The sequence below is a fragment of the Nostoc sp. CHAB 5715 genome (assembly GCF_020829685.1).
Lineage (GTDB): Bacteria > Cyanobacteriota > Cyanobacteriia > Cyanobacteriales > Nostocaceae > Nostoc.
This window is the reverse complement of the sequence record NZ_JAIVFR010000128.1, coordinates 1-10,508: the sequence shown is the minus strand read 5'-3', so window position 1 is coordinate 10,508 and position 10,508 is coordinate 1. Positions and strand designations below refer to the sequence as shown.

The 10,508-nt window shown below is 42.3% G+C and carries 7 protein-coding genes; 2 read left to right on the top strand and 5 right to left on the bottom strand.

What is annotated here, in order from left to right:
• Positions 1–718 precede the first annotated feature (718 nt).
• Positions 719–3,721 (top strand): peptidase domain-containing ABC transporter, encoded by a 3,003-nt coding sequence (locus LC574_RS09585; protein ID WP_229453272.1) that lies wholly within the window; start codon positions 719–721, stop codon positions 3,719–3,721.
• 276 nt (positions 3,722–3,997) lie between these two features.
• Positions 3,998–5,566, top strand: a complete 1,569-nt coding sequence (locus tag LC574_RS09580; protein WP_229453270.1) for an HlyD family efflux transporter periplasmic adaptor subunit — start codon at positions 3,998–4,000, stop codon at positions 5,564–5,566.
• Between the two features lie 110 nt (positions 5,567–5,676).
• On the opposite strand, the gene LC574_RS09575 is transcribed toward LC574_RS09580, so the two are convergent.
• From LC574_RS09575 to LC574_RS09555, 5 genes are all read right to left on the bottom strand, one after another.
• On the bottom strand, positions 5,677–5,889 hold the full coding sequence (locus tag LC574_RS09575; protein WP_229453269.1) for a hypothetical protein: 213 nt from the start codon (positions 5,887–5,889) through the stop codon (positions 5,677–5,679).
• Positions 5,890–5,977: 88 nt separating this feature from the next.
• A complete protein-coding gene (gene purQ, locus LC574_RS09570) occupies positions 5,978–6,646 on the bottom strand; it encodes a phosphoribosylformylglycinamidine synthase subunit PurQ (RefSeq protein ID WP_229453267.1) in 669 nt (222 codons plus the stop codon).
• The gene (locus LC574_RS09565) at positions 6,612–6,863 is read right to left on the bottom strand and encodes a hypothetical protein (protein ID WP_229453265.1); all 252 of its coding nucleotides are present in this window, start codon (positions 6,861–6,863) and stop codon (positions 6,612–6,614) included. The genes purQ and LC574_RS09565 overlap by 35 nt, the downstream gene beginning before the upstream one ends.
• A gap of 14 nt (positions 6,864–6,877) precedes the next feature.
• The gene (locus tag LC574_RS09560; protein ID WP_229453263.1) at positions 6,878–8,560 is read right to left on the bottom strand and encodes a C25 family cysteine peptidase; all 1,683 of its coding nucleotides are present in this window, start codon (positions 8,558–8,560) and stop codon (positions 6,878–6,880) included.
• 152 nt (positions 8,561–8,712) lie between these two features.
• A complete protein-coding gene (locus LC574_RS09555) occupies positions 8,713–10,113 on the bottom strand; it encodes a hypothetical protein (RefSeq protein ID WP_229453253.1) in 1,401 nt (466 codons plus the stop codon).
• Positions 10,114–10,508: the final 395 nt, after the last annotated feature.

Below are 10,508 nucleotides of genomic sequence, written 5' to 3'. Positions count from 1 at the left end.
CGAGACTTTACCCACCTCCGTGGGTTTGAAATCCTTGATTTTGTGTTAGTCCACGGAGGTGGACAATGCTAGTGTAGTAGCGAATTATATTCGCCCAAAACTTTTAAAACATCCTCTAAATTAAGCTAGCAAAAAAGTGATGGATAATTCTTTCAGAAATCCGGCATATCGGTGTTTACTAAGGAAAGCTTACCGTCTTTGCCATCAGTGAGACTGTCAATCCCTATAAGAATTTGTAAAAAATAGTTCAGAAATTTAAAGTTTTTTTTATTACATAATTCTTAATTAGGGTATTTACTTAAAAAAGCATCTGTGATAGTTTCATGTTGATTATCATAAATAATGAGCGAATGAGCGACGCTAAATTTAATAACTGCGTTTATGTGTCTTAGTTTGATGATGAGTATCGATTTTACATAATTGCAATGCTAATTACTGAATTTAAATTTGTATAAATTATACGACGTTAAGCAAGTGATAACTTATCCTCAATGTATTTACACTTTACTTTATTTTGAAAAACACCTAACAATTGTAACTGTGTGATATAAATACAGGGCTGCAATTAGACGAACCTCCCCTCTGTACTTTTACATATTTAGACACCGGAATTGCACAAAAGTTTTGCCACTAGTAGCAAAAAAGCCAACACTGCCACTGTTAGTAAGAAATACTCCCTAATGTTTTCGGCTTAATTCCTCACTTTTACTTGTTTTATATGACTTATATTAAGAACAGTTTCCTCGAATTTGTTACCACCCTAGAAGGGTTTGATCACTTACCAGATGCAGCGATCGCTAACCTATCAGAACAGGTGCAAGCTTGGCGCTATCGGATAGGTCAGAAAATCATCGGTAAAGAAAGTCTCCCGGAACACATCACGATCATTTATGAGGGACAAGTGCGCCTGTTGGGATATGACCCCCAGACGCAAATGCCAATTACCCTAAAATTGCTGCAACCAGGGGAAATTATTGGCGAAATTGGTTTGTTGCGCGATGTCGCCTGTGAAACAGCGATCGCCTCCACCGAAGTAGTATGTTTAACCTTGAGTGCATCGGCATATTTTAGCTTTTTGGGTTTATACCCAGCTTTTGCCAATGTTCGCAAGAACCGCAGCTATTTAATCGAAGTTTTCGATATTCTCAGCTCATATTGGAAACAGCAACCGCTCGCTACTTTAAATTTTAAAGAAGTGGCAGAAAATGCCTTACCACAGGCGAAAATACATTACCTCCCTCCCGGGGCAACTCCACTCAACCAACTCGATAGCGAAAGGGTCTGGTTTTTGAGTGGCGGAGGCACAGTAACGAATTTCTCACCTGGCGATCGCATAGAATCGGACAATGACAGAGACAATATCCAAGTCATAAGTCAAAATCCCGCACGGTTGGTTGGTATACATCCGTCAGATTTGATATTGGAAGATAGTCATGAGATAGTACTTGCGGTAAGTAACACTAAATCAGATAGCCAAGAAGAATTAGATATTCCCTACGCATCAACCGAAATAGTTACCCAGACAGCCCCCCCAACCTCAAAGAGTTCGTCAAAACAAAAATACCCATTTTTTAGTGGTAAGGGAGAATTAAATACAGCCTTCGCCTGCTTCCAAATGATTGCGAAGCACCTAGAAATGCCGTTTCGTCGAGAAGTGGTTCGTCGCATCTTAACTGAGCAAGTCAAACGTCAGGGTACTATATCGTTTCAAGTTACTGCTTACCTGGCAGAGTTAATCGGACTTAAAGCGCAGTTGATAGAGCTACCAATCGCCTCAGTGACGCGCATTCCGACACCAGCGCTGATTCGTTATGGTGATAATTTTGCCGTTTTATATGAAGTGGATGCAAATACCGTAGTTGTGGGTGTTCCATCCAAAGGCATTGTGCGCTGCAAACCCGCTCAATTGGTTGAACAATTAGATGTTGACCCAACCGACTTTCCGCCCAAAGTTAAAGTATTATTGCTGACTGCTACCAATCAAACGCCGCAAGAACGTTTTAGTTTACGGTGGTTTATACCCTATTTGTCACGCCATCGGCGAGTTTTGATAGAGGTCTTTATCGCTTCCTTTTTCGTGCAGTTGGCAGCATTGGCGAATCCTCTGGTGGTTCAGTTAATTATCGACAAAGTTATCACTCAAAATAGTATTGGCACACTACATATTTTGGGGATTTTGCTCTTAGTAGTCGGACTATTTGAAGCAGTACTGACTACTTTACGAACCTACTTATTTGTCGATACTACTAACCGGATCGATATGGGTTTAGGGTCGCAAATTATTGACCACTTATTACGTTTACCACTGCGCTACTTTGAACGCCGACCGGTGGGTGAACTTTCCACTCGCATCAACGAATTAGAAAATATCCGCCAATTCTTGACTGGTACTGCCTTAACAGTCGGGTTAGATGCTCTATTCTCCCTGGTCTATATCGGTGTGATGCTGATTTACAGTTGGGAACTTACCTTAATAGGCTTAAGCACAATTCCAGTATTTGTAATTATCACCTTAGTTGCTTCTCCCACCATTAGTAGACAGTTACGTGCCAAAGCCGAACGCAACGCCGAAACTCAATCTTATTTAGTAGAGGTGATGTCAGGAATTCAAACCGTAAAAGCGCAAAATATCGAATTGCGATCGCGTTTTTCTTGGCAAGAGCGTTACGCTCGGTTTGTCGCTGCTGGTTTTAAAACAGTTGTCACTTCCACCCTCGCTAACTCTACCAGCAACTTTCTCAACAAACTCAGCAGCTTACTAGTTTTGTGGGTAGGAGCTTATTTAGTACTCCAAGGAGAATTGACTTTAGGCGAATTAATTGCCTTTAGAATTATATCGGGTTACGTCACCAGCCCAATATTGCGTTTAGCTCAACTCTGGCAAAGCTTCCAAGAAACAGCCTTGTCCCTAGAGCGTTTAAGCGATATTGTCGATACCCCACAAGAAGCAGAAACAGACCGCTACAATATACCCTTACCTACGATTAAGGGAGCAGTGAAATACGAAAATGTTTCCTTCCGTTTTGGCACAAGTGGGCCTATGCAACTTTCTAATGTCAACCTCGAATTTGAGCCAGGGAAATTTGTCGGCATTGTCGGACAAAGTGGATCTGGTAAAAGTACGATGATGAAGTTACTGCTGAGACTTTACGAAACTGAGTCCGGCAGAATTTTGATTGATGGTTATGATATTGCCAAAGTGGAACTCTATTCACTACGACGACAAATTGGTGTAGTTCCCCAAGAAACGTTGTTGTTTGACGGTAGCGTTCAAGAAAATATTGCCCTAACCAATCCCGATGCAACAACCGAAGAAATTATCGAAGCGGCTCAGGTTGCGTGCGCCCACGAATTTATCATGAACTTACCCAACGGTTACAACACGCGGGTAGGAGAACGGGGTTCTGCACTTTCAGGTGGACAACGACAAAGAATTGCGATCGCTCGCTCTGTTTTACAACGACCAAAATTACTGGTTTTAGATGAAGCAACCAGCGCATTAGATTATCCCACAGAACGGCAAATATGTCTCAATTTAGCCAAAGCATTCAAGGGTGATACAGTATTTTTTATTACCCATCGGCTGAACACTGTAAGTAATGCAGACATGATCGTAGTGATGGATAATAGCAGGGTTATAGAACAAGGTAGCCATCAAGAATTAATGGCTGCTAAAGGTCATTATTTTTACCTGTATCAGCAACAAGATGTGAACTTGTAATTAGTCATTGCATTGGGCATTGGGCATTGGGCATGGGGCATTGGGCATTAATTCTTGTCCCTCACTCCCTCATCTCCCCCTGCTCCCTCATCCCCCTCATCCCCCTCACTCCCTGCCTCTTTTTCAAAGGATTTTCAGTTTGACTAACATTCCATAGATATAGCTAACTGTGAGGTAGGTACTATCACAAAATATCAAAATCAAGGTTTTCGCATTGGCAAAGAGTGTCCACTCTACAAAAAATCCAAAATCTAAAATCCAAAATCTAAAATCGTTATGACTCAACTTAATGGGAATCACGTCAACGGCAATCAGAAAAATGGAGTCAAGCAAGATTCATCAGTACTTACAAAACAACAGAAAGCTGCTCAACAGTCTTTAATCAACTCAAGTAGTCAGGAATTTGAGCAATCTATTGTCTTGCGCCAATCTCCAATTTGGTCGCGTACAATCATGGTTACTCTCATGCTGCTAGCCTGCTTTGGAATTCTTTGGGCTTATTTTGCCAAAATTGAGCAAGTAGTGCCAGCCACAGGGCAATTAAAGCCAGAAGGAACAATCAAAGAAGTTCAGGCTCCTGTTAGTGGAGTCGTGAAAACAGTTAATGTTAAAGATGGGCAAGCAGTAAAGCCAGGAGATTTGTTGCTGACTTTTGATTCCATTGCTTCTGTGGCTGAATTAAATTCTTTGAATAAAATTCGCGTCGCATTAACTAGAGAAAACCAGATTTATCGCCGATTGATGAGGGCAACTAATGCCACGGGATCTGAACTATTTTATTTGCGCGGTAATTTGCCACAAGAAACTGCTTTTCTCCTGAAAAGTCGGGCAGCGTTAGTAGGAGAAAATGAATTATTACGGACTCAATTAAAAAATTCTGGTGTTGATTCTGAACTAGGAATTGATGAGCAACAACTTCTACAAGTTGCCAAAAAAGAATTAGACTCTCGTTCTTCAGCAGCGCGATTAGAAATAGAAAAGACCAAAAAACAACTTAGTCAAAATCAATTTAAACTTGAAGATAGTAAATCAATTTTAGCTATTCAACAGCGCATTTTAGATAAGCTGAAGATATTAGCACAAGAAGGTGGAATTTCTCGACTTCAGTATCTCAACCAGCAACAAGAAGTACAAAACCGTACAGCAGAAATAGCGCAATTAAATGAGGAAGAAAAACGCCTCCAGTTTGATATAGAAAAAAGGCAACAAGAGTTAAGCAATACGGTGGCTCTTTCTGATAAAAACATTTTGGATAAGATAGCTGATAACAAACAGCGCATTGCCCAAATCGATAGCCAATTCATGAAAGTTATTTTAGATAATGAGCAGCGTTTGGCAGATGTCAATAGTAAAATAGCTCAAGCACAGTTAAATGTTAAATATCAAGAACTCCGTGCGCCTGTAGCCGGAACAATTTTCGATTTACAAGCAAAAAACCCTGGATTTGTAGCGACTCCGACTACAAAACTGCTGCAAATAGTCCCAAATGAAAAGTATATAGCTGAAGTTTTCATCACTAACAAAGATATTGGTTTTGTGCGAAAAGGTATGAGAGTAGATATCAGAATTGACTCTTTTCCTTACAGCGAATTTGGCGATATCAAAGGAGAACTGGCTGGGATAGGGTCAGACGCATTACCGCCAGACCAAACACATCAGTTTTATAGATTTCCGGCAAAGCTCAATTTAGATCAACAATCCTTAGTGATTAGGGGTAAAAACGTCCCGTTGCAATCAGGTATGTCAATTAGTGCCAATATAAAAGTACGCGAAGAACGGACTGTGCTTAGTTTATTTACTGAGTTGTTTACCAAGCAAATTGATACTCTTAAAGAGGTACGTTAATTTATCAAGGAAGGCAGGAGGCAGGAGGAAAACTGCCCCGGAGAAGACAGGAAACGGCTCAGGCTTTGCTCTGTTTCCTGCCACTACCAGAGAGAGCAAGGGTTTAAGACCTATAGCTTGCTTTCCCGTAGGGGTACGCTATCGGTAAGGCAAATTCTATCGCTGCTTACAGCTAAGACCTGATGTGATGGAGCGATCGCCGTTTGTAGAAGAATCTTAGGCGTTGCTGAATCAAGGGATGATTCTTGTAGGGTGGGCGTCTCGCCCGCCCTGAAATATAAAGGACGGGCAAGATGCCCATCCCACAAAACTAGCAAAATCATCCCACAAATATGCAACGCCGAATCTTAGTATATCTTTCAGACAGCGATCGCAAAACACCCAACCTAATCGCTCGATATTTGCTCTAGGTTATGCGGCTACCTTCTCTAACAATCCTTGAAACAGCCTCAAGCCATCGCTATTCCCCAGCATCGCGTCAGACGCTCTTTCTGGGTGCGGCATCATCCCCAACACATTGCCCTGGCGATCGCAAATTCCGGCAATGTTGTTCAGTGAACCGTTGGGATTCTCCCCTTCATAGCGAAACACAACTTGCCCGTTATCTTCAATTTCTGCAAGAGTGGCTTCATCAGCGTAGAATTGCCCCTCCCCGTGGGCAATGGGCAAAGTGATAACTTCACCAGTCGCGTAAGCTTGTGTCCAAGGGAGATTAGTCCGCTCAACTTTCAAGGGGGCGCGATCGCAGATAAAATGCAAATCCCGATTTCTAGTCAACACCCCTGGCAAAAGTCCAGCTTCAGTTAATACCTGAAAACCGTTACAAATACCGATTACAAACTTACCCTTTTGGGCATGTTCGATAACCTGCTGCATCACGGGTGAAAAACGCGCGATCGCACCGCAGCGCAGATAATCCCCGTAACTAAAGCCACCAGGGATGATAACGACATCCAAATCAGTAATGTCCGTTTCTTGATGCCAAACCATACGAGTCGGTTGTAAGAGCAAGTCTCTGGTTACATAAGCAACATCGCGATCGCAATTAGAACCGGGAAAAACAATAACACCGAATTTCATGATTAGTTAATGGGAGTGGGGAGTAGGGGGCAGGGAGTAGGGAGTAGGGGGCAGGGGGAGCAGGGGAGGATGAGGGAGATGAGGGAGATGAGGGAGATGAGGGAGATGAGGGAGATGAGGGAGATGAGGGAGATGAGGGAGATGAGGGAGATGAGGGAGAAGAATTAATAACCAATTCCCAATGCCCAATGCCCAATGCCCAATGCCCAATGCCCAATTCCCAATTCCCAATTATTTCAATTTCTTTAAGGTGTCAACTAGACTAACTACGGCTAACAGTGCCGCCTGAAGTTTTTCCGTGCGGTCAACTGAAGCTTGCTCAACTGTGTTGACAAACTTTTCTAGGGCTTGGGTTAAGTTTGCCTGGGCTTGCCCAATTGCTGATGTATCAGATGCTTGGGGTGTTGCAGGAGCAGTAGGTAAATTCACTGATGAGATAACAGAGCGATCGTTTGTCTGATTGTCACCCACAACTAATTTAACTGCGGGGTCGCCAATAATGGCATAACTACGAGCATCATTGTTTGCCGTCCACATACCAGATATATTCATCGGATCGCTGATCGCACCATATTTAATTTCTTCTAATTCTGTACTCAAATCAGAAGAAAGTTCAGCATAGCGCTCGTTGAAATACTCAACAGCTGACCCCACAGGATGACCATCTAGCAATCGCTTTAAGGTACTTTGAAATACTGCTAATTGCTTACCAGTTTTTTCCCAAACGAAAGAACAACCCCAAGCTCGTTCTACATGACCGATGACAGCCAAAGCACCGCCGTTGGGGTGGCTCAGGAGCCGTCGGGGTAGAGGTGCAATAAAGGCGTTAGGAGCGATCGCTGGTCTTTCATTAGAGCCTTTTCTATGGGCAAACTCATCAAATTTAGGTGTCCCAGCACCATAACAAGCAAAGTGAAAAGCAATTAGCCCTAGTAACTTAGCATCATCGCCAACATCGTCCGCAGAGAAGTAAAATTCTTCGGGAATTGCTTTAGTCCACTTATCTTTGCCGGGCCAGTCCTGACAGAGTAAAGCGCCCTGATGGCGTAGTTGCCGCTCATTTCCATTAGGAAAGCCCATACCATGACTAGCGGTGAACAGCAAAGCGGGTGTTTCTTCACCTCCTAACAGTTTCCCTAACCGTGCCTTGGTGGCTTCTTCTGCGAGTAAGGTTTGTACTGTCCAACTATTGTCTTTATGCTCATCCAGCATCCAATCAGCTAGGGGCCGAATCAAGTTATCAGCACTAAGTTCAGTGGCTGCATCACCCTTGGTACGTACCCCAAAAAAGCTAGCGCGACGAGGTAGGTTTAAATTAGTAGTTTCAGCCTGTACAACACTGCGAGCATACTGAGCATATTCTTGGGGGGTATCAAAGTAAATCCGACCCACCGCATATTGCACATCAAGTTGGTACTGAAAACGATAAGGAATGGTTTCTGGATCGCCAACAATCAACAGATAATAAGGCATTTTATCTGGGTCAGCAGGGCCTGGACCAACTCCATGACGCGACAAAAATTGATTTTTTGATTCCCCTGGACGATAACCTTTAGGGCCAGTGTATTCCTTATAATAGTTTTCGTGATTTTTCGAGGCTTGTTTTTGCCGATGTTCTAACAATTCCTTCAGCGCTTCTTTGATTGCTGGATCGGCATTAAAAGCGAAAATAACTCCCCAACCTGTTTGTGCAAGGTCTTTAGGATCTACTCCCTCTATCGGGGCAAAGTCGGGTTCTAAACCTTTAACATGCAGATCCTTTTTCTTGAGTTCGCTGATTTCTATGGGATCAAAATCTTCGCCCTGAGCAATTTTAGAAAGCTGCTCAGGTGTCAAAGGAGGCAACAAATACTCTCCTGATGCACCGTCAATTCCATTGAAATATAGCTCTTTTGTCAGCTGTTCTATGCTCATTTTACCTAGTCCTTGTATTTGGAATTCACCGAACGAAGCAAATGTGAACCGCCTAAATTTATTTATGGATAAAAAGGCGATCGCTTAAAATTCCCTAATTAAAATTTGGGGAATTCTCTTTTTACTTTTTACCTGTTAAAGACACTGTTTAATTAACTAGCAAGCGCTGCCGACCATACAGCATGAGCTACTTCAGCTTTGTCAATAGCGTTGTGAGCGCCCGTGAAAAGGTCTAATAGGCTAGGAGGAACAATAATATATTTACTACTTTCCAAGTTGTAAATTTTCCCGGGTTCAAAGTTGTAGGATTCTTGCAGGGGTAGCATACCTTTTGGATCATTAACAATTTCTAAACCATCACCCTGAATTCCATAACAACCAATGCCACCGACACCGGGATATGTCTTCTCACTATTAGGGTCAAAATCTATATCTTGCCCCCCAAATATTCCCAGTGTTCCCGCCATAGGATAAGCATTTTTGACAGCTTTATCATACTGAGATTGGGTAGTAACAATCGGCCCTGTAACTTTGCGATCGCTAATAATGGAGCGGAAGTAACCAGGAATATTTTTTCTATAAGGGACATTTGAGCAGAAAGACCAGAGTGATAAAGCGCCTTGTATTAAGACAAGAGAATTAACTGGACGGATTAATTTGTTATTTTTGGTACCTGCTACGGTAGCTGAAACAAAAATACATCCAAAACTGTGCCCCATCAAATGAAATCGCACACTCTCATTTGTCACCTGTTGAAGTCTGTTTAACAAATTGAAACCGCTAGTTTGACCAATTTTCCGAGCGAGGTCTTTCATCTTCCAGAAAGATAACAATCTCGGAATGTTCAAAAATGCATCTCCCGCTGATTTCACACTATCCCCAATTCCGAAGCTGACATCTTCGTTTTCTTCTATCAGGGTAGCTTCATATACACTTTCAGGATCTAAATTTAATGATTCGTTTTCGCTCCACGCATCTGCATCTTCTGCTTCACTACTTAAAGATGCTTCCTGAATCAAAACCTCATAAGCTTCACGCACCTCTGATGGTAATGTCTCAGGTGCAACATCATATTCTCCCGCCGCAGCGAAAATTGTTCTGAGTGCTTCTCTACTAGTTTCAGTATCAGCTATCCGTTGAGCATACTGTTCAACTAACTCTTCCTGAGAATCATCTGTCGTGTCAAAAGACACAATTGTTTTGTCTGGCGACACTGCACTTAGGTCTTCATCTCCCCAAGGCTTACTAGGCCAATGTAAACCGATCAACAGGGGGTTAAATCCTGGTCGCACCTGTTGCATTTTTTCAATATCAGCCTGGTTTTTAGCCATAGCTGCAATCCATTTGTCATACTGGTTTTTTGCCGCCGGAATGTCACCTTGCCATCCGTGGCTCATCAAAAAGACATCTGTGATTGGTTTCTCAGACCTGGATAAGAGTTCTAATACCTTTTGGCTAATTAGCTCTCCATTGTTGTCGCGTTCTTTGCCATTAGCATCAAAAGCGATTAGATAGTAGTTCAAAGAAGTTCCGATTTTGGTTTCAATTAGCATCCGTAAATCCTTGTGACTCAGGGTTTGATTTCTATGTATGATGCTAAGTTCGGAGAAAAACAGTGTGTTGATTCCACAAGAATAGCACGCCAACTTTTTCGCCTAAAAGTACATTTAGGCAAATACTTCACCAACAAATTCTTTTGGATACACTGTGACGCAGCGAACTTCTGGCGCGTTTCCCACTCTCTTTATTTTTGTGTGGGTTTATAAGAAGAATTCAGAACTCAGGAGCGGAGCAAGGAAAGCTCCGCCTCCGGTCAGAATTCAGGTATGAATTCTGTACGAGTGGGTAATGAATATTGGTTAAAACCTCGCCCGAGGTTAAGCGAAACTAGTATTAAATATTCAACAATAATTAAAACTCTATCCCTTTATGGGTAGAGTATTCTGAA

Bases quoted from the DNA above. Each gene is read 5' to 3' on its own strand.
- LC574_RS09575 (WP_229453269.1), bottom strand. From the start codon at position 5,889: ATGATTTTGCTAGTTTTGTGGGATGGGCATCTTGCCCGTCCTTTATAT.
- purQ (WP_229453267.1), bottom strand. From the start codon at position 6,646: ATGAAATTCGGTGTTATTGTTTTTCCCGGTTCTAATTGCGATCGCGAT.
- LC574_RS09580 (WP_229453270.1), top strand. From the start codon at position 3,998: ATGACTCAACTTAATGGGAATCACGTCAACGGCAATCAGAAAAATGGA.
- LC574_RS09560 (WP_229453263.1), bottom strand. From the start codon at position 8,560: ATGAGCATAGAACAGCTGACAAAAGAGCTATATTTCAATGGAATTGAC.
- LC574_RS09585 (WP_229453272.1), top strand. From the start codon at position 719: ATGACTTATATTAAGAACAGTTTCCTCGAATTTGTTACCACCCTAGAA.
- LC574_RS09555 (WP_229453253.1), bottom strand. From the start codon at position 10,113: ATGCTAATTGAAACCAAAATCGGAACTTCTTTGAACTACTATCTAATC.